This is a genomic window from Nonomuraea typhae (assembly GCF_009760925.1).
Classification (GTDB): domain Bacteria; phylum Actinomycetota; class Actinomycetes; order Streptosporangiales; family Streptosporangiaceae; genus Nonomuraea; species Nonomuraea typhae.
This window is the reverse complement of record NZ_VRLV01000003.1, coordinates 287,167-307,200: the sequence shown is the minus strand read 5'-3', so window position 1 is coordinate 307,200 and position 20,034 is coordinate 287,167. Positions and strand designations below refer to the sequence as shown.

General features: G+C 70.7%; 13 protein-coding genes. All 13 read right to left on the bottom strand.

The features are described 5' to 3' along the window. Positions 1–11: 11 nt before the first annotated feature. Positions 12–1,313 (bottom strand): tetratricopeptide repeat protein, encoded by a 1,302-nt coding sequence (locus tag FVE25_RS13465; RefSeq protein ID WP_181019574.1) that lies wholly within the window; start codon positions 1,311–1,313, stop codon positions 12–14. A gap of 34 nt (positions 1,314–1,347) precedes the next feature. Beyond that, positions 1,348–2,031, bottom strand: coding sequence for a vWA domain-containing protein (locus FVE25_RS13460; protein ID WP_157246890.1), 684 nt, complete (start codon positions 2,029–2,031; stop codon positions 1,348–1,350). A 14-nt stretch (positions 2,032–2,045) separates the two neighbouring features. Continuing rightward, the gene (locus FVE25_RS13455; protein WP_157246888.1) at positions 2,046–3,107 is read right to left on the bottom strand and encodes a hypothetical protein; all 1,062 of its coding nucleotides are present in this window, start codon (positions 3,105–3,107) and stop codon (positions 2,046–2,048) included. Further along, positions 3,104–3,958 (bottom strand): protein phosphatase 2C domain-containing protein, encoded by an 855-nt coding sequence (locus FVE25_RS13450; RefSeq protein WP_157246886.1) that lies wholly within the window; start codon positions 3,956–3,958, stop codon positions 3,104–3,106. The genes FVE25_RS13455 and FVE25_RS13450 overlap by 4 nt, the downstream gene beginning before the upstream one ends. Beyond that, positions 3,958–5,034, bottom strand: a complete 1,077-nt coding sequence (locus FVE25_RS13445) for a hypothetical protein (protein WP_157246884.1) — start codon at positions 5,032–5,034, stop codon at positions 3,958–3,960. Before FVE25_RS13445 ends, FVE25_RS13450 begins: the two co-directional genes overlap by 1 nt. 85 nt (positions 5,035–5,119) lie before the next feature. Continuing rightward, positions 5,120–7,246 carry a hypothetical protein gene (locus FVE25_RS13440; RefSeq protein ID WP_157246882.1) on the bottom strand — a complete coding sequence of 709 codons (2,127 nt, stop codon included), beginning with the start codon at positions 7,244–7,246 and terminating at the stop codon, positions 5,120–5,122. Continuing rightward, a complete protein-coding gene (locus FVE25_RS13435; RefSeq protein ID WP_157246880.1) occupies positions 7,243–7,953 on the bottom strand; it encodes a hypothetical protein in 711 nt (236 codons plus the stop codon). Before FVE25_RS13435 ends, FVE25_RS13440 begins: the two co-directional genes overlap by 4 nt. Positions 7,954–7,956: 3 nt before the next feature. Beyond that, positions 7,957–9,606: a hypothetical protein gene (locus tag FVE25_RS13430; RefSeq protein WP_157246879.1), complete on the bottom strand. Its 1,650-nt coding sequence runs from the start codon at positions 9,604–9,606 to the stop codon at positions 7,957–7,959. Next, a complete protein-coding gene (locus FVE25_RS13425) occupies positions 9,606–11,396 on the bottom strand; it encodes a GTPase domain-containing protein (RefSeq protein ID WP_157246877.1) in 1,791 nt (596 codons plus the stop codon). The genes FVE25_RS13430 and FVE25_RS13425 overlap by 1 nt, the downstream gene beginning before the upstream one ends. Then, positions 11,393–12,364, bottom strand: a complete 972-nt coding sequence (locus tag FVE25_RS13420) for a protein kinase family protein (RefSeq protein WP_157246875.1) — start codon at positions 12,362–12,364, stop codon at positions 11,393–11,395. Before FVE25_RS13420 ends, FVE25_RS13425 begins: the two co-directional genes overlap by 4 nt. Beyond that, on the bottom strand, positions 12,364–14,514 hold the full coding sequence (locus FVE25_RS13415; protein ID WP_157246873.1) for a hypothetical protein: 2,151 nt from the start codon (positions 14,512–14,514) through the stop codon (positions 12,364–12,366). The genes FVE25_RS13420 and FVE25_RS13415 overlap by 1 nt, the downstream gene beginning before the upstream one ends. Continuing rightward, positions 14,511–17,642, bottom strand: coding sequence for a tubulin-like doman-containing protein (locus tag FVE25_RS13410; protein ID WP_157246871.1), 3,132 nt, complete (start codon positions 17,640–17,642; stop codon positions 14,511–14,513). Before FVE25_RS13410 ends, FVE25_RS13415 begins: the two co-directional genes overlap by 4 nt. A gap of 19 nt (positions 17,643–17,661) precedes the next feature. Further along, the gene (locus FVE25_RS13405; protein WP_181019573.1) at positions 17,662–20,004 is read right to left on the bottom strand and encodes a VWA domain-containing protein; all 2,343 of its coding nucleotides are present in this window, start codon (positions 20,002–20,004) and stop codon (positions 17,662–17,664) included. Positions 20,005–20,034: the final 30 nt, after the last annotated feature.

Here is a 20,034-nt window from a genome sequence, read left to right as displayed (position 1 = left end):
CTCCTCTCGGATCAGGTCGGCGGAGGGCGCGGGGAGTTCGCCGCCCAGTGCGATGTCACCGGGTCCAGGCCACTCTCTTCGAGCACCCTGATTATGACGTCGCCGCCTTCCCACGACGCGGCACCTGCAGAAATTTCGCGAAGGAAGTCCTTTCTGTCCGCACCGGAAATCCGGATCAGGGCCGTGCCCAGAAGCCGCCGGGTCGACTGCACGTCGCTACGGCGGGCCGCACGGAAGGCCAGCGACATCAGGGGGAGCGGACTCAGCGGATCGGCCTCCGCGGCCTCGTTGAGGAACGCGTCGGCCAGCGTGCGATCTCCCAGCACGCTCCGCGCCCGCGACACGTCCAGCAGAAGCGCCCAAGCCAGGCGGCTCGCCTCACGGGACCTATCCGGGCGGGTCTGGGTGATGCGCAGCCCCTCGGTGAGATAGACCAATGCCAGATCGATACGCCCGCGTTCGAGCTCCAGGCGTCCCAGCCGCTGGCAGACGGCCGCGCACAGGGGCCTGTGGTTCAGCAGGAACGACCATGCCTGGGCCGCGGCTTCGAGATCGCCGAGCCGGTGGTGGCAGTCGCCCAGCCGCAGGAGCGGCTCCTCGGCGTCCGGCCCGTTCAGTCCGGGCAGGAGCCGCAACGCCTCCTCCAGGTCGTGGATCGCCTGCCGGTAGTCGCCGTTTTCCAGGAGGCGGCCCGCACGCGCCGCCATTTCCTCGGCTCGCGCACCGGCGCAGGCATCACCTGGCCGGATGCCGTCCGGCTCTGCCCCGTGCGCGCCGGTCCGGTCCGGTGCGTAGAGCCAGGCGACCGAAGGCAGACCACGGCCGAGACGGATCCGGCGGTAGTCCTCGGGGCGGTTGTCCGGGATTCCCAGCGCCACCACGTTCTGATAGAAGGAGTTCGAGGCGACGACCGTCAGGCCGATCCCCGATCCCGCGCCCGACGCGGCCCGGACGGGCTCGCTGTCCAGCAGACGCAGGCACTCGGCTACGGCGTTGCCCATGATCCCCGGCGGCATGACCAGCCCTCTGGCCAGCGCGAGGCGGAGCCGTACCCGGGACTGACCGTCAACCGCGGAGTTCGTCTTCTCGAGAGAGAGCTGGATCTCCCGGATCAGGCCCGGAACGGCGTTCAGGAACCGCGTGTCGCCCGGGAGTATCAGGTACGTTCCATGGCCGAGGAAGCTGTGGTGCGTCGCGTTCCGCAGCAAGACGGACTCCAACGACCTGGCCAGAGTCGCCTGGAGCCGGACTCGTTCGGCGGTCCGGCCGTGGCTGCAATCGTCGACGTCGATGGCTACGCACAAGCCGTCCACGGATCCCTCCGTTCCGGTCGAGGTCGCGGGGCCGTCAGAACTCGACATGTTCGAGAGGAAGCGTCCGGTAGCCGCTCACGCGCTCCGGAATCTGGAGCGCGTGAGCGGTGGCCGTGGCCACCAAAGAGTTGAGCATGTTGTGCAGCGCGGCCGTGATGGCCTCCGTATCGGTTCCCGCGCACGGGTCGGCGATGTACGCGGCGACGGTGGCCATGCGTTTGAGGACGGCCTCCACCGCGTCGCCGAAACCGTAGGTGATGACGTGAGGATGCGGACGCCACGTCACGTCGGTCAACGCCTCGAAGGGCTCGGTCCATCTCTCCTGCGGATCGTCGGCGGGAGCGCCATCGGTCAGGAGGAAGACGACCGGGCGCAGGGGGCGTACTCCCTGAGCGGTCAGCCTGGGCAGATCGAGCTCGATGCGATCGCGCAGAGCCTCGAACAGCGGCCCGAAGTACGTGGAGCCGCGGCACTCCACGGTTGGCAGGCCGGTGAGCCTGGCGATCTCCGTCATCGCGAGCACCACGTGCGGCCTGGTGCTGAAGGTGAGGATCGACAGATGGACGAACTCGGAGATCCTCGGGCTGGAGTAGAGCGTGTTGACGATGTCCTCGAGCGTCCGGTTGAGCAGCGCTTCATGGGGCTTCATGGACTTGGACACGTCGAGCACCAGATAAGTGGGCAAGCCCTGGGCGGGCTCGCTGCTCGGGTTGTTCACGATGGCTCCACATCTCAGGAGAACAGGGACGCCACGAGCCCGGCGCCGGCAAGCAGGATCAGGACGGTGACGCAGACGGCGATCACCAGAGTCACCAGGCGTGCCGTTGAGAAGCGCGGTGATGGGCGGCGCTTGTGCGGACGGCGCTCGCCGGGCGGCTCGAGCCGCCTGGCATCGGCGGGGCCCTGCGCGAGCCGGCTTGCCGTCGCCGAGTCCAGCAGGGCAAGCAGGTCCGAGATGAGCGGCCGGAGATTCGGATCCGCGGCGCCCAAGGACCTGCGCAGCGCGTCTCCGAGCGGACCATCGCGTACGGTCGCCGGCAACGTGCCGTAAGCGGCGGCGAGATCCGGCCCCCGCACGCCCGTCAGGCAGCGGAGGATCAGTACGGCCATCTTGTAGCGGTCCGTGCGGACGGTGAGCCGGGTTCCAGGCGTGACACACGGGTCGTCCCACGCCTTGGATTCCACCCAGGGGCGCTCCGATATGCCGCACGCGTCCACGTCGATGACGAAGATCCGGCCGCTGCCCCGTGTCCAGAGGGCGTTGGCGTACGACCAGTCGCCGTACACGACGTCGTACCGCTCCAGCATGGCGCCCACCGCGGCCAGATTGCGCGCGACGGCCAGCCGCTCGGCCGGACCGGGCACCTCCCAGCCTCGCTGGGCGTAGAACTCCGGGTCGGCCTGCACGAGGTGGTCGATCTCGAGCGGTTGCGTCGTCGTCCCTCCGGAGATCATCCGCATCGGGACGTAGAACTCGGGCGACGCCTTGGCCACCGCGACGCCGACCGTCTTGGCACCGTCGACGATCCGGGTGACCGGCCAGCAGACGCTCCGGTCGATCAGCGCCCGGTCGGCCGCCGGCATCCGCGCAGGCAGGGCGATCAACCGCGCCAGGACGTCGGCATTCTCCGCGCGCCGGTCCGGCCGGTAGAGCTTGACCAGCCAGCCGGGGTGGTCGGCGCACTCGTAGATGACCTCGGATTCGCCGTTCTCCGCGGCGATCACCGCACCGCGCGCCGCAACCTCGTGCAATGGGGTTGTCGCTTCGAAGGGGCTGTCCGACCAGGTCCTCATGGCCCGCACCACACGACGACCACGGTGCGGTCGTCGAGCCTTCCGGCCGACTCGAAGCCCACGTCCCGGAGGAACTCGACGATGTGGGGCGGCTCCTTCCACCTGCTCGCGAGCCAGGGCGCCAGCGCGTCGCCCGGGGTCAGCGCGTCTCCGAGACCGTCGGTGGTGAGCGCCAGGACCGCGCGGGGCTCCAGGTCGACGGTGGTGCTCACCGCCACCTCTGGATGAAAGGGCAGGAACTCGGTCAGCCGGCCGGGGTCGAGCTCGTTCTTCTCGTCGCCGATCAGCCGCCGCCAGCCTTCGGGGAGCCGGAGCCATCCTCCGACGTCGGCGAGCGACATCAGCTGGGCCGTCCGCTGCCCGGACGGGGGCGGGCTCACCGGGATGACGGCCGCCAGCGCCGCCGCCCGTACGTCATCCTCGGTCACCCCCTGCCGCGCGGCCCATCCGGCCATGTTCCGGGCGGCGTCCAGGAAGATGGCCGCGGCGGACAGCGGCTCGTCACGATCCAGATCCGCCCTGATGCGTGCGACCAGGGCGGTGACCGCCACGTTGGCGCCGAGGTGCGACTGCTTGCTGTCGGACATGCCATCCGCGAGCGCCACGATCAGATGCCGTTTGGCCGTGTCTCTGCCCAGGCGGTAGGCATCCTGCCTGGGTACGGCAGGCTCCTCGCACCGGTGCCCGGGCCCCACGAGTGAGACGGCTCTGACCGTCAGGTCGCCGACGCTGACCGCGTCCGCGGCGATCCCGGCGAGGGCCGGTTCGTCCGGTAGCCGCCAGGGCAGCTGGGCCGCCAGCGGCCGCCCGGCGGGCATGGGATCCGCGGTCCTGCGGAACGGCCAGGGCATTATTCTCCCCCGCCGCGTTGCCAGGGCGCCGGGTGCCAGCCGGTGACGTTGTCCACCGAGCCCGGGACGATCTGGGAGGGCAGGACGTCTTCGTCGTCGTCAGCCTTGGCCGGCTGGATGGCGCGGGCCGGTCGCGTGCCCACCTGCTCGATGCCGAACGCGCCGATCGGCGCGGCACCGGCGATGCCCTCGATGGGTTCGATGATCAGCTTGCGGATCGTGTCCATCTCGGCCTCTTGGATCAAGTCGTTGCTCACGAGCTTGTCGAACAGATCGATCCGCGCCTGCATGCTCAGCTCCTTGCGCTTGCGGATGTCGCTGATGACATCGCCCACCCGATCGGGCGCGCGGTGGAGCAGCAGCATGATCAGGTCGTCCTCGGAGGTGATCTGCTTGCGCAGGCTCATGATGCCCTCGGCTTCGAGCTGTCCCTCGACATGGGCCTCGGCCTGGGCGGCCATCCACCCGGAGGCCCGTCGGTCGTGGCTGACCTGAACGGCGAAGCGGAACAGGCAGATTCCCTCCTGCGGGTAGTTCTGCACCTGGCCGTCGCCGAACTCGGCCATGAGCCTCTGCTCCACATCGGCATCCTGAGTGATGACGAACCCGCGGCAGATGGGCGCCACCGCCTCGCGGATCCGGGACTGCACGAGCGCGTTGCCGTCGAAGATCCGGGACGTCACGATCTTGACCGGATCGCTGACCCGCCAGCCCACGTCGATGCTCAGCCGGAACTTCGCCGCCTTCGACCGGCTGGCCACCTCCAGGTGCAGCGCGAGGTAATGGTCGGACATGTCCACCTCGAACCGCCAGCTGTAGCGGCGGCCGAACAGGCCGGGAGGCTTGGCGAGGTGGAAGACCTGGCCCCTGTCGTCGGAGTAGAGCAGCGCACGTCCCGGCTGGATGGCGGTCTTGCCCGCCGTGGCCGTAGGCAGTTCGCTGAGGATGAGCGGGGCCGGCGGCGGGGACGACGGTCCCCAGATGCCTTCGGCGGCGTCCGGGGGGAGGTTCTCCAGGCGCGGCCTGCCAGAGCGCTGCTGATGGAGGGGCGCCTCCTGAGGGAGCGGACTGTTCATGGGAGGGGCGTAATCGGAGGGGACGGACGGTGCGGGCGGGTTCTGCGGGGCGGGTCCGTTGGGAGGTATGGGCTGGTTCACGGCATCACCCTTCTCCTGTGATGAGGGAGAGAACGTCTCTCGAAGCGGCGGGCGCGTGGCGGGCTCCGGCACTCCACTTGCGGGCCTCGTGAGCGAGGATCGTGGCGCTGCGCGGCGTTTCCGCGACGGCCTCCATGAGCCGGGCGAACGATCTGCGGGCAAGGGGGTGATCGTCGACGCTCCTGGCCCACTCGGCGAGGATCTCCTTGGCGTGCGGGTTGAGATGGGGGGCGGTGATCGCGTCGCGCCACAACGCGGCGATCTCCCGATGCCGGACGGGATCCCTGGTCGCGATGTACAGCAGAGCCGGCCACGTGATGTCGTCCACCGCGCGCACCAGGTCGGCTGAGGCGAAGAGGAAGGCCAGGCGCGCGGTCGCCTTGCGTGAGCTCGTGGTGAGCCAGTGCAGCAGGAGCGCGGGCGCCTCCAGCCGCTCGCCGTCGACTTCCCACATCTCGGTCAGGCTGTGGCAGATCGCCGTGGTGACCTCCAGGTCATCTGACGAGGAGAGCTCCTCGAGCGCCTTCATGGCCGCGCCCGGTCCCGCGGCGTCGTACTCGATCCGCCAGCATCGGGCCGCGGTCGCCCGCACCTCCGGGGCTTCCTCGGCCGACCACGCGGCCACCAGATTCCGGGTGTGCGGTCCGAGGTCGGGGTCGGCCGCGGCGGCGTGGCACATCGCCCTGGCCGCGGCGTCGCGCAGATCGGGGTCGTCGCTCTCCGCCCATGGGTTGATCACCAGGGCGCGGACGTGCTCGAAGGACTTGGAGGCCAAGATCCCGGTGGCGACCGCCGTACGCACCCGGACCGACTCCAGTTCGTGCCGCGCGCAGAGGCGCAGCCATGCCAGCAGGGTGGGCCGAGCCTGGTCGTACTCGTTCCAGAAATAGAGAAGGTACTTCTGCTGGAACGCCGGATCGCGGTACCGGACGGCTTCGGTGGGCGCGCCGCCGTGCCGGGTCTGCACCGTGGAGCGGACCACATGGGCGCGCAGATGCATCAACCGGGTGCCTTTGCGAGGGGTCAGCGGAGCGTGCCGTTCCGGTTCCGCGCTCGCCAGCGGCCTGTCCGGTTCCAGGCTCTCGCACAGCAGCCCGGCCGCCGCCGAGACGGTCTCGTACGGCTCGCCGCCCAGGACCGCCACGGCCAGCGCCATGCTCTGCGTGGGCAGGTCGGGCAGCTTCTCCGCCCATCTGGTGAATTCAGCGGCGTCCAGCATCGCGAGCCGGTCGCGTACGGTGTCGTCGAGCGGTTCCCCGGCTCGAGACGCCTCGGCGGTGAACAGCGCGATCAGGGCCGCGTGCCCGGGGGAGGGGTTCCTGTCCAGTTCCTCCTTGACCAGCGCCATCATGGCCTGGTCGGCGAAGACCTGGTCGACGGCCGCGTCCTCGAGATCCCGCTCCAGATGCCGGCAGAAGACCTCCATCCGGTCGATCACCTGCCCCAGCTCCATGACCAGGGCGTCGACCTCGGAGTCGAGGATCCGGCGGTTGGGGGACAGGGTCACCACCAATCGGGCGTCGGCGCGCTCGAACGAGTCGGTGAGCTGGTTCACGTCGTCGATGGTGAGCTCCCGGGTGGCGGCTCCCGGCAGATCGGCCAGAACGTAGCCGCATCCGGCCGTGAGCACGTCGGAGGTGAGCGTGCTCAGTGCGGTGTCGGAGTGCAGCCGGAAGATCGCCGAGGAGCCGAGCAGGAGTCGTGTGGCCGCCAGGCACTTGCCGCTGCCGGGATTGGCCCGGATGAACAACACCCGGCGGATGCCGATCGCATCCCGGAGCGTGTCGAAGTCCACGGGAGCCACGAAGCGCTGCTCGGCGTCCTTGAGATCGTCTGGGCGGAGTTCCCACACCCGGGGGGCGTTCTTCGCTCCGGACACCGCGTGGTAGTTGACGATCACGTCTCGGCCGGCCGCGTGCCCTGCGCTGACGGTGGCGCCCGTGAAGCTGGAGAAGGCGTCGGCCTCGGTGCCCAGCCGCTCCCGTACGGTGCCGGGATTGGCGGCCGCGGCGGAGAATTCGCGGCCGAGGTCGTGGGGCTTGCGCTCGCTGGGCTCCGGCTGTTCACCCTCCGGAGTCTGCGGGTCCGCCTCTTTCGGTTCTTCCGTGGCCGATGGCGGTTTCTCGCTCATGGATTCGCTCCGCGGTGCTCTACGGTGATGTCACGGCCGGCGACGAAGCCGGCGGTGATGGTCGCGTGCGCGAACGGCCCCTGGGAGGGAAGCGCCGTATCCGAGGCCGGTTCCGCGGGTGGCTCCGGCACGTCGGCGGCGCCGCCCGGGACCCAGAGCCACGCTCGCCGCCTGCTTCCGGCGTCGACCTCGTGGAGATCTTGTTGCTCCAGCGAGGTGAGCTGGCCGGCGATGGTGTCCTCGACCACGGCGGACGACATGATCACGACGAGGGCGGCCGAGGTCCGGTCCAGGAGGGCTCGGGCGGCGGCGCAGTTCGCCAGGTCGCGTGCCATGACCGGCCCGGGGCCGGTGAATCCGTGTGCGGCGCATCCGGCCGACATGCCGAAATGGATCGCCAGCCGGAGGCGCAGCCGCCCGTCGGCGGTGGTGAGGCGGTTGTGCTCCCGGGTCGCGGCGTGCAACTCGTGGACGAATCGATCGCAGACGACGGTCTCGGGTGTACTGAGCGGCAGCACCACCACGAGCTCGCCGCCGGCCACGCTGAGCGGATCCCAGGAGCCCGGGTCCAGCCGGGCGCGGCCGGCCGCCAGGCTCAGTGTTCCCCTCAGCCCTTCGCTGGTCAGCTGCTGCATCCTCGCCGTGCGCGCGTCGAACCCGTGCGCCTGGAACGCGAGCACCAGCCTGCGTTCGTAGTCCTGCTCCACGGCTCACCACCGGACCAGGATGAGAACCGTGACGATCACGGTCGTCGCCAGGCCGGTCAGCAGCCATCGCGGGACCGTCACGCGCTGTCGCAGGAAGCGGGAGAGGAAGGTGAGCGGTGATCGTGGAGGGTTGCCCGCGACCGGATCGCGGTGCGTCGCCCGGATCCGGTCCAGCAGGTCGGGCACGAGCGAGGCCGCCAAGGCGGCGGCGTCCTCCGGGTCGGCGAGGCGTGCGTAGATCAGCGTGATCGCCGGGGTCCAGATCCCGTCCGGTTGCGAGATCCGGTCCGCCAGCCAGGACATGGTCCGGGGGTCTCGGAGCTTGCCGGTGAGGACCGGCTGCAGCAGGCCCGCCAGCCGCGAGGGCGCCTGATCCCGATAGTGCGCGGAGAGCTGGCGTACGTACCAGTCGTGATGGTTCAGCTGACTGATGATGCGCCTGACGTCGGGTTCCGGCACGACGACCCGGCGGCTCGCGGCGGCGCAGATCCATTCGACGGCCCGGAAGAAGTCGTCGCAGGGCTCCTGGGGAAGCGCGTTGTACAGCTTCACCAGGAGCTTGTCGTCCATGGCCGGCGGAGCCGCTGTCAGGTCGTCGTCGGGCCGGAGGTGCCGAGCCTGCGCGGAGGGGGTCGTAGGGGGCGCGTGCGCCGGCGAGGGTAGCGCGGGGGAAGCGGGGAGGAAGGCGCCGAGCTCGGCCAGGGTCGCGTTGAGCCGGTCCGCCAGGGACGGATGGCCCGCGACGATGGGGTCGAGCCTTTTGGCGAGTCCGACCCGGCCGAGCTCGTGGTATGCCGTGGCCAGGCAGTGCGCGATCATGTCGTAGTCGTCCGGAGACGAGAGGACGTACCCGGCCTCCTCCGTGAGGAAGATCTTGTTTTCGTCCCGTGGTTGCATGGGCGGGGCGCCGCCGCGTACCTCCATCGCACGGAAGACGAGGTGCGGTACCCGTCCCGGGGAGTCGTCGCTCTGGGACGGCTCGAAGGTGGAGAAGGAGGGCATCCAGCCGTTGTCGATGCCGCTGAGCAGGACACCGGCGGTGAACCGCAGCCCGCACAGGTAGCTGCCCTGGATGGGCCCTTGCAGGCTGGCCGCGGGGAGTACGGCGGCCATCGGCCGGCGCGGTTCCCTGAGCGCCCCCGCGATCAGGTAGGCCAGGCCCTCCGGGGGCTGCGAAAGGCCGTCGGCGTGTTCCAGGTACTCTCCGACCAGCTCTTCGAGCTCGCCGGCGGGAACCTTCTCGAGTCGTTGACGAGGGGCCACCTGGCCGGGCGGCGGAAGGAGCCGAAGCGCGCGAAGCCCCCGCCACTGGCATGCGAGAGCCAGGTTGACGCCCACCGCCTCGCTGGTGCCTATCAACGCGCGGGCCACCTGAGGATGGCGTCCGCCGCTTTCCCTCCGGGAGTGGTCCCCGACGAGGAGGGCGCTGGGGTCGCAGGAGCGTTCGATGATCGCTGCGATGTCGTAGTCGGGAAGAACGTGGTAGACGAGGCTCCTGTGGCTCATCGTCACGCCTTTGGGGAGTGTCGCCGCCTTGATGAGGATCTGGCAGGCGTTGAGGATGTGGCGGTCGTCGGTGGAGGACGCGATCGGGCTGAAGTCCTTGCCCGGCTGCCAGCGGAACTCGACCTGGTCAACTGGCGCAGTGTTCATCAGATTCCGATCTTCCGAGCTTCCGGGGACGTAAGCACGCCGGTCATCGCCATGAGGGAGATCAGCGGGTTGAGCACCCGGCGGGGCCACACACCCCGGACGAAGGTCTTGTCCACGACCAGGTCGGAGCCGGTCGCCGAGGCGACGTGGAAGGTGGCCTTGCGGCACTCCCGGTAGGGCCGTGTCCACGCCAGGGCGCGCCTGGCCTGAAGATAGGCGTAGACGTCGGCGCTTTCGCGCAGCGACGACTCCGCGTCGAGCACCCGATCCTCCTGCCGCAGCCACAGCGCGATCGGGTCGTCGAAGCGCAGCAGATCCGCCTTGGACAGCACGATCGCCGTACTGAGCTCGGGCAGCCGGCCCGAAGCCTGGAGGAGTTCGAGGACGGTGCCGAAGGTCCGGTCACCGAGCTCGTCCCGGCCGAGCTCCGCCGCGTTCACCACGAAGATCAGTCCGTCGGCGACGTCCAGGAAGCGGCGGGCGGACTCGATCTCCAGCAGGTCGCCGCCGGCGACGTCGAACAGGGCGACCGGCCGTGCCTGGCCCTCTCCTTCGCGAACCACGAAGATGTCGACCAGGCCGATGGTTCCCGGCCGCGTGTGCTCCACGACTCTCGAGTCGTTGAGGAAGGGACTGACCTGCTCGTCGATCAGGCTCTGATGCCCCGCCAGGCTGATGGCCTGATGGCTCAGCCCGAACCCGAGCCCGTGCTTCTCCATCTGCGCGATCATGGCGATGAGCAGGTGAGTCTTCCCCGAGTTGGTGGCGCCGACGAATCCGTAGACGGACGGCGTGCCGTGCTGGCCGTACGCCAGCGGAAGGTAGTGCGCGGAGCCGGGGTCGGCCGCATCCGGATCCGCGCAGCGGACGAAGGCCGTGCGCCGCAACACCGCCTGCTGCGTGGGGCTTGCGGCCGGCGGGATCGTGAGGGGGACGTAGGCGTCCTTGACCCGGTCGTACCGGTAGAGGTCCTGTTCCTCCCAGTTCAGCGTGGAGGCGCAGATCGGGCAGGGGACGAGCTTGCCGCCGGCGGGGTGCGGAGCCGGCTGGGGCGGTTCTGGAGGGGGCATGGGCACTCCGGTGGCCTTGCGAGAGTAGTGGGCGACCAGCCGGCTGGCGACTGCGTCGTACGTCGGGTGCGGGGAGAGGCTCCCGGCGCCCTCGCTGAACCGGATGAACAGCCCAGGATGATGCGGCGGCCTGGTCCGGTCGTCATAGGTTTCGAAGGACAGCCGCCGGCGCACCCCGTCCGGATCGTCCACGGCGAAGCCGTTCAAGATCGTGTCCAGGCCCCAGAGCAGCGGATAGGCACAGCTGGACGGGGCCAGCCGGATCGAGCCGTCGCCGGCGCCCAGGGCGTGCGACAACAGGGGCACCAGCTGCGACAGCGACTCCGGCGAGCGGGCCTCGGAGTCCAGGCTGACCCGGTACGGCTCGATGGCCCGCCGGGTGAGGAGCACGAGGTCGTCGCCGGCCCGCAGCCACTGCCAGTCACGCACCTCGAGCGCCAGCCGCGGGGTGAGCAGGGAGGGCGTTCCCAGGAGCAGCTGTGCCCTCGCGCTGTACTTACCCTGCGGCTGCTCCCGCCGGATGAACACCGCGCGGTCGTCGAAGACGCCGTAGAAGTGGCTGACCTCGGGCGAGCCGGAGGGATCGGTGCGCAGCCAGTGCTGGACCCGCCGGTGAACGCCGGCCAGTTCGTCCCGCGGGAGGGTGGATCGGGTGGGGCTGAAGGCGGCGCCCGTCGGGAGCCGCGTCCACTCGTAGGCGATCTGATGGAGACCGTTCATCGGCGCCGTCCCCATCCCCGCTTGCGCTGGGGCGTCTCCGTCTTCGCGGCCGGTTCGGCCGGCTGCGGGCCGGCGGGGACCGCGGTTTCCGGGTGTTTGCCGGCCCTCAGCCTGAGAAAGTCGGCCCGGCCACGTTCCAGGGAGGCGTCGGGCGAGAGCCCTCGGGGCACCGGGTCCGCCACGTTGATCCGGCTGAGGAGCTCGCGAACCGGAGGCCGTCCCGCCGGAGGCCCGAAGATGCCGGCGAGCAGGCGCGCCAGGTCGGGATCCGCCCCGGTCAGGTCGGCTCTGTCGGGTTCGTGGCCGGTGGTCACGTAGAAGATGAGCCGTCCCGCGGCCCAGACGTCGTCCTCGCTGCTCACCGTGCCGCCCACGGTGCCGGGCCGCTGCTCGGGCGCCCACCACGGGGGCGCGCCCGCGACGGTCCGCGGCGTTCCGGCGAGCGCGGCCTCGGTGAACCCGATGATCTGCGCGTTCACGCTGTCCCAATAGACCGTCTCGGGGGAGATCGCGCGGTGTGCGATTCCGGCGGCGCTGATCCACCGGAGGCCGGTCAGCAGACTCGCCTGGAAGATCGACTTCTCGCTGGGCAGGATCCTGCCCAGAATGCCGCCGACCGGCTTGCCGCGGCAGGGCTCCAGCAGGACGAACGGCCGCTCGCCGTCCGCCTCGTATCCGATCAGGCGGGAGACCTGCGGGGGGTAGGGCCCGGATCCGCAGAGCCTGCTCAGCCGCAGCCCCGCCAGAATCTCGTTGTCGAGCGCGCCGTATCCGATGCCCGGCTCCTCACCGGAGATGCCGACGTGGCGGACCTCGTGCCGTGTTCCATCGGCGTACGTGAGCGTGACCAGGCAGGATCGCAGCGGCGGCGCAGGCTGGGCGGGATCGTCGTGGCAGGCGGTCACCGCGCCCTCGGCCCAGGCGCCATGGCGGTCACGGAAGCGCAGCGTCTGTCCCGGTTGTGCCATCAGCGTCTGCCCTCCTGCTCGGCTTCCAGCTCATCGGTCCAGCTCTGGTAGGCGACGCCGGGCCGTACCGGGACCAGGCGGAGTGTCCCCGCGTGCCGCGCCGAGGGCACCCAGGTGATGCCGGCGGGCAGCGCCCCCTCCATGGCGGTACGGCAGTGCTGCGGCGCGAAGCGGACCACCGCGGGCGGCTCCGTGCCCACGTCGAGCAGCGACAGGTCCTGAGCCAGGCAGAGTTGCCACATGGCGGCGTGCGGATCCTGGCTCGCGGCCTCCGTCAGCTCCGTCAGGTCCTCGTCCGAGCCGGTGGCGGCCTCGATCACCCACTCGGTGGCGAACGGCGGAGGATCGTGTGTGCCGTGCTGGGCCACGTGCTCTTCCCACTCCGCGAAGAGCTCGGCGGTCTTCTGGCCGGCCTGCTCGCCGTGCTCGGCGGTGGAGCCCGCCGCCAGCGCGCGCAGCCGGGGAGCCATCGCCGCGCGCACCAGATCGGCCAGGAAGTGCTCGACCCGCCGATCCCGCCGGCTCGGCCCTGCGTGGTGCCCGTTCGGCTGGTCGACGTGATCGCGGAGGACGGCCGCGACATGCGCGAGGGCGGCGTTCATCCGGGCGACGGCGTCCGCGGTCTCGATGCGGGCTCCCGCCCGCGCCCATTCCCCGGCGGCCGCGGCGGCGACGGAGAGCATCTCGTCGATCGCCCTTTCGGCCTCGTCGAGGTGGCACGCGGCCAGCCATCGCATCGTCCTGGACCGCCAGGATTCCCGCACCGTCCATACCGCCCCGGCCAGCGCCGCGACCAGCAGGAACGGCCACACGGGCGGCGGCAGGGGGTCGGTGACGACCAGCCCGGTCACGGCGCCGGCCGCCCCAGCCGCGGCGGCGTTGAGACAGAGCGCGCCGGTGTGGCCGAGCCGCCGCGCACCGGGCCCGCGCAGCACGGTGAGGGTGACCAGCAACGTCCAGAGCAGCGCCATCACCAGGCCGCTGGCCGGTCCGAACGGGGACAGCGCCGCCATCGCCGCGGCCAGTGCGCCGACGGCGGGCAGCCAGGGTTGCGGGCCTGGCATGGGTTCGGGGTCGGACAGCCCCTTCACCAGGGCGTCCGGGCAGGCCCGGTGCAGCGCGGGGACGAGCGCCCGGCTCCCAGAGGGCATGAGCCGGTCCTGGCGCTGGTCCAGGCCCTCGATCAGCCGGGGCAGCGGTATGCCCGCGTCCAGGCCGGAGGCCAGGTAGGCGCTGATCGAATCCCGGGTCCCGGCCGCGTCGAACTCCTCCGGCGGGGGAAGGACGACGCCCGCCCTGTCGATGGCCTCCTCGGGTCCGGCGTCGAGTCGCGCGGTCCCGTGGGCCGCGATCAGGAGCTCTTCGAGCTTGTCCCGCAGCAGGCCGACGGAGTGCCCGGCGGCGGTCACCGCGGTGTCCGCGAGAACCGGGCCCGAGAACAGGGACATGGCTTCGCCCAGTTCGTTCCCCAGCGCTGCGGCCTCGTCGACGGCTGCCCTGGCCTGGCTCACCTGGTTCGCGAGCGGGCCGCCTTTGCGCAACCGGACGGGCCTGAGCGCGGGCTGTGCGGCCGAAGCGGCGGGGAAGTCGGGAGGCCGGGCGCTGCCGGACGCCAGGGTCCGCACGCAGGCGGCGCGGAGCGCCAGGAGGAAGTCGCTGCGGCCGTCGCCCATCCAGGCCAGCCTGATGCCCGGATTCGCGACCAGCCCGGGTATGCGTTCGATCAGCCTGAGGGTCTCGCGGAAGACGTCGGCCAGGGTCAGGACGTCCAGCAGGCACGTCAGCCCCGCTTCGGGCCCTTCCCGGCGATCCCGGCGGGTGGCGGGCGCCGCGGTGGCCAGCCGCCAGTTGATCCCGCACGGGTCGGGCACCCACAGCACCCCGGCCGCCTGCGTCAGGCTGCCCGGCAGCGCGATCCGCGGCGGATCGGCGTCGGCGCGGCCCACGGCGACGCAGAGCACCTCATCGGTGTAGCGCGAGGCGAGCAGCGTCTCGTAGGCGAGGCGATGCCGTCCCAAGGTGGCGACATCGTCCACCACGAGCAACGACGTGAGGTCGTGCCGGCTGTCGTCCGACAGCAACGCGGTCACCTCGCCCGTCGCCCCGTCGCCGGATCCGCGCAGATCGAGCCGGACGACCCGCCGGCTCACCGTGCCCCTCCGCTACGCCTCTTGTATGCCTCGTACAGGCCGCGCAGGTTCTCCCTGGTCGCGGAGGGCAGGTCGAACTTGTACTCCAGTGCCGCGGGCAGGGTCTCGTGCCAGAACCTGCGCAGCATGCGGGCCCGCGCCCTCCCCGCCTGGGGGATCTCACCGATGATCCGGTCCAGGCATTCCACCTGGTCGCCGGCGAGCCCGACGACCTGCTCGAACAGCTTCGACGGCGGATGCGTGCCCTCGTCGAGCTTGTACGGCGCGGCCTGCATGAGCTGTGCGCAGAACACCCGCGCGGCATCGTCGTTGTCGGCGAGCGTCCACAGCTCGTACGCCTGGAGCAGGCTGCCCCAGGACGAGGCGTCTTCCAGCGCCCTGAGGGTGAGGGTCATGCCGACCTCGCCGAGCTTGATCTCGGCCTGCGACGGCGAATCGGAGTCGCCCAGCACCCGGATGTTCCCGTTCCACATCACGCACAGCAGGTGATGCAGGATGCGCACCCGATGCTCTTCGCGGGTGGCCAGGTAGCCGAAGTCGTAGCCGGTGCGCTGCCGCCAGCGCAGGAAGTCCCCCGGGAGTGGTCGCTGCACCGCATCCGCCCAGGTCCGAAGCACGTGCCGGACCTCCTTCACATCCGTGATCCCCATGGAGGAGCGGAACAGCACCACCGAGATGGACTCCGCTGTGGTGCTGGTGAACTCGAAGGTGATGTTGGGCCCCTCGGGCAACTTCAGCGACGTGCGCAGATACCTGGCGATCACCTCGCTCTCGCCACCCGGATAGGACACCAGGACCTTCAGGGGACCGGTGCCCTGCGGGGTGAAGTTGGGCGGTACCAGCCCGGTCAGCCGGCTGCGGAAGTCGTCCAGGTCCGCCTCGCTGAACCTGGGCCGGTCCGTCCCCAGACCGGCCGCCTGGTCGAGCAGGTCACGCAGCTTGGGCAGGAGCGTGGGGCGTCCTTGGATCTCCTCCTGGATATAGGTCTTGATGTTGGTCTTGATCCGCTCGCGCAGCTCGTTGATCGCGCGTTCCGGGCTGGTTTCCACCGACTGCCGGTAGATCTGCTGCCAGCCGTCCTCATCCATCAGCCGCCGCAGCACGGTGGCGTCGTCGGCCGTGGGTTCGATCATGAGCCGCTCGCGGACCCGCGTGACGGCGTTCCGGTAGAACTGCTCGAGGCTGCCCGTGGGGAGATGGAAGACGACTCCGACCCTGGGCCGGTACAGATGGGCGGAGCGTTCCCTGAACCGGTCCGGGTCCTGCCTGGCCACATCGTGCAGCGCTTGGTTGAGCGAGCGCAGGTGGTCGTCGGCCACGGCGAGGGCGCGTTCCCATCGTTGATGATGCGAGGACCAGGGCTCCGTCCAGAGAACGCGGCTGCGCCAGCCGTACCAGATGTCTTGTTCGTTGCGGGCTTCGGTGGGCGCCTCGTCGGTCCATTTGACGCTGACCATCCCGAAGGAGCGGTTGCGCAGTTGGGGCAGCGACGGCGGGATCTCCCGGAATCCGTCCGGCGGAGGCGGGGGCTTGCGCCGGCGCTGCATCAGTCCCTGGGCGCCCTGCTGATCCACCGGATCGGACAGCGAGCCGTGCCCGGAGAGCACCCGGCGCGCGCGGAAGGGGTCGATCCGGCTGAGCAGGCCGATCACCGCGCTGCCCGGGTCGAACTGGCTGACCATGGCGGGGACGCTCTGGTCGAGCTGTGCTCGGAGCTCGCCCAGGGCGGCCCGCATCGAGCCGACGCGGTCGGCGAGTGCGGCGAGCACCTCGCGCGCCCCGACGCCCGGCTCGGGTTCGGCGAACTCCACCGGCGGCCGCGCGAAGATCGGGTGGATGTGCGAGAGGGTGAAGAACTCCTCGATCAGTGTCCGGTTGGACTCGTTGCCCCAGGTCGGCTCGCGCATCTCCTCGATGCCCGCGCGCAGCAGGCGACCGGCGACGACGTCGGCCAGTTCCTCCACGGGCGTGGTCAGGGAGGTGACCAGGGCGGTGGACACTCCCTGGTTGCCCACCCCGTTCTCGGCCATGGTCTGCCGCTGGGCGACCGAGTTGATGAAGCTGTCGGCGAAGGATTGGTGCTGCTCGCCGTCGTTGCGCGCCTGAGGGGTGAGTTCCGTCCCGATCAGTGACATGACCAGCGAGACCACCGACCGTCGCAGGTCGCCGGGCGTGGCGCCGGCCGGGCGGGAGAACAGGAACGCCGTCTGCGCGATGCCCGGCCGCATGGCGACGCGGCCCTCCATCGGATAGCGGACGGCGATCTCCTCCGGGTCGGCCCGGCCACGGTCCAGTCCGGGCAGGTGCCGGACCGCGTCGGCGGTGTTCTGGTGGTCCACGAGCTGGAACAGGTCGAGGACGGCGCGCCCGGCGTTGAGCTCGGCCGGCCGGCCGCCGCCCCGCCCGCTCTCGAAGGCGGAGGGCATGAGCACCAGCGGGTAGATCTTCGGCCTGAGGTCCGTCTCCTGGAACTGCCGGCTGATCAGGTGGAAGTAGTCGTAGAAGATTCCGGCCCCGGTGCCGCCGGCGACGGAGAACGCGATGAAGACGTCCACCGCCCGTGAGTCCGCGTCGGCGCCGTCGGCCAGCAGGTACAGGTCGGTGGCGGCCTGGTTGCCCGACATGTGGCCGATCGCGGTGTTCAGGTCGTGGATCGCGGGAGCGATCCCGTCGCGGAACGTCTCGAACAGCGCCGCGCGTCCCACGGTCGGCATCTGCCCCGCGCCCTTCTGCAGCGGCAGGATGCGCGGTTCCCCCTGACTCGGCGGCAGCCAGTTCTGCACCACATCCCCGGCGGCCAGCCGGAGGTTCACCGCCACCTGCGGATAGGAGTCCACCCGCGGGACCAGACCGCGTACGTAGTGGGCGGTGCGCTGCGCGGCCTGCACGTGCTGCTGGCCGGGAACCACGCTCTGCGGCAGCTTGTCCAGCTCGGCCTGGTTCACATCCGCGTAGACGAACTGCAGGCAGTCGGGTAGCTGGTAGCGCAGTGCGTCCTCGCGCTTGCGCTGGTAGTGGGAGCCGTCCGGGCCGCAGATCTCCTCGCGGAGCCTGCGTTCGAGTCCGGCCCCGATCGCGCACCCGGTCCCCCCGAGGCCGACGAAGAGCATGGGGTGGTAGAGCTTCATATGGTCTCTCCTAGCGATCTCAGAGCCAGGGGCTGTCGTAATCGGGTGCGGTCTTCTGCCAGGCATCCTCGGCCGCCCCCGGCGCACGATCAGGCTGTACGGGGCCGGCCGGCGCCGGGCGTCGCTTCCTGGTGTCACGGAGCTTCCTGGTGTCACGGAGTTTCCTGGTGTCGCGGAAGACGAGCCGGTGACCGGTGGGGAGCGCGTCGCTCTCGGCACCGAAGCCGAGGCGGTAGCGCTCGCCGTCAGGCGTCCGCACCTCGACCCCGGCGTCGCCGTCCCGCCGGACCGTGAAGACGTGATCCAGGTCGTCGGGCCGGGCGGGCACGAGCCGGGCGGTATGGGCGCCGGAGTCGCGCACGGTGAACCGGAACTCCCGGGAGCGGCGATGGGGCGCCTTCAGCTCGGCGCCCGCCCGCTCTCCGTCGAGCATCAGCGCGGCGTGGATGCCCGCCACGTTCATGCGGCGGATCCGGGCACTGCGGACGCGCAGCAGGACCAGCGCCAGCAGCAGGAGCAGGAGCACGGCGCCGGCGATGTAGCGGCTGTAGACGTCCCACCAGGTGGGGGGGCGTTCGACCGTGACGGTGAGCAGGCCGGCGGCGTAGATCAGGGAGGGGTCGCCGTCATCGGCCAGCCGCACGGTCAGGGACACGCCGCCCGGGGCGGTGCCGTTGCCGAAGTGGACGGCGAAGTCCGAGGTGGACTCGCCGGGCGGCACGGTGAACGGGGAGCCGGGAGCGAGACGTGCTTCGATGCCAGCCGGTCCCTGGAGCGACAGCCGGACCCGCTTCGGCACGGCGGCGCCGTTGCGCACGGTCAACCGGCCGTTCACCGCAGCGCCCTGGTGTACGGTGCCGTCGCCCTCGAACTCGATCTGGCCCTGCGTGACGATCTCCTGCCCGCTGACCTTCACGGCGATCGGCACCCGCTCGGCCCTGATCCCGGTTCCGGACACCATTCCCGTGAGACTGACGTCGCCGGGCGTCTGCGGTGCGACGAACGTGCCGGCGAAGCGGCCGTCGTGCGCCTTGTCGTCGGGGGCCTGTCCGTCGTCCCTGACCTGGATGGTCTGCGGCCGGGCCAGGCCCCCGCCGGCAGCGGTGACCGAGAAGGACAGGCCGCGCAGGGCCGCCTCGTCGGTGATCGCGCTCGTGCGGGTGACCAGCGAGAGACGGATCTTGATCTCCTGCCCGGCACGGGCAGACGGCGGCTCCGGCACGATGGCCGCCTGCACCGCGCCCTGCCAGAGAGCGGTGGCGCTGACCAGCTGCTGTTTGACCTGCTGGGGAGCCGTCAGCCGGACGGTCCAGGTTCCGTTCACCGGGTTCACGATGCGCATCGCCTCGGTCGGGGTGTTGGCGCCGCTGTGGGTGAACGACGAGTCTCCGAGCTTCCGGCCGGCCGTCACGGTGCGGCCGAGCGGGTCGACGAACTGGACCAGCACCCGGGGGTCGCTCTTGCTCACCGTGATGGTTCCGTCGGTGGCGATCACCGGGATCTCGATCTTCAGGTCACGGGACTGACGGGGTTCGATCGTCGTGGAGTCGGTGGGGCTGAGGCCGGAGCAGGTGGCCGCCGCGTACGCCTCCAGCAGGGAACGCCTGACCTCCCTCCCATCACGCACGATGCGGGCTTTGGGCTGGGACTCGGCGCGCTCGTCGCACCCGGCCCGCGAACCGCCGGTGGCGAATCTGTCCAGGTTGTCCTGGGTGACCGCAGCGCCGAAGCCCAGTGGCCAGATCTGCGCGCCGTCCCGCTTCGTCTGCTCGATCACGGTGCCGAGCTGCTGTTCCGCGGCCAGGTTCCGGCGCTGTTGCACCAACGGGTCGGCGTCCGATCCGGCGCCGTAGGCGGGGCTGCGGGGCACGTCCAGCCGTCCGTCGGTGAGCAGGAAGATCACCTTGAGCGCGCGATCCGGGGAGCCGCTGCGCAGCGTGGCCAGCGCCTGCGTCAGCGCGGCGACGTGGTCGGTGTCGTTTCCCTCGGCATCGGTACGGCGATGCAGCCCCTTCACGCAATCCGACAGATACTGCAGGTTGACGCCGCCGTCCGCCACGGTTGGCCGGCAGACCTCGTCGACCGCGTTCTGGCCGGGCCGGCCGTTGTTGCTGCCGAACCCGATCACGGTGACCCGGCTGTGCGGATTCAGCACGCTCTGCGCGATGGTGGACGTGGCCTCGATCTCCCGGGAGACGGCGGCCGCGGACAGGCTGCCGGACTCGTCGACGGCCACCACCATGTCGAGGGGGATGGTTTCGGGTCCCGCCCGGTCCGCGACGGCCGGATACGCGGGCAGTGGTGCGGACAGCGCCAGCACGAATGCTGTGACCACGCTCAGGTCCTGCGTCATTCGACGCATGACTGATCTCATATTCCTCGTCCCTTGATG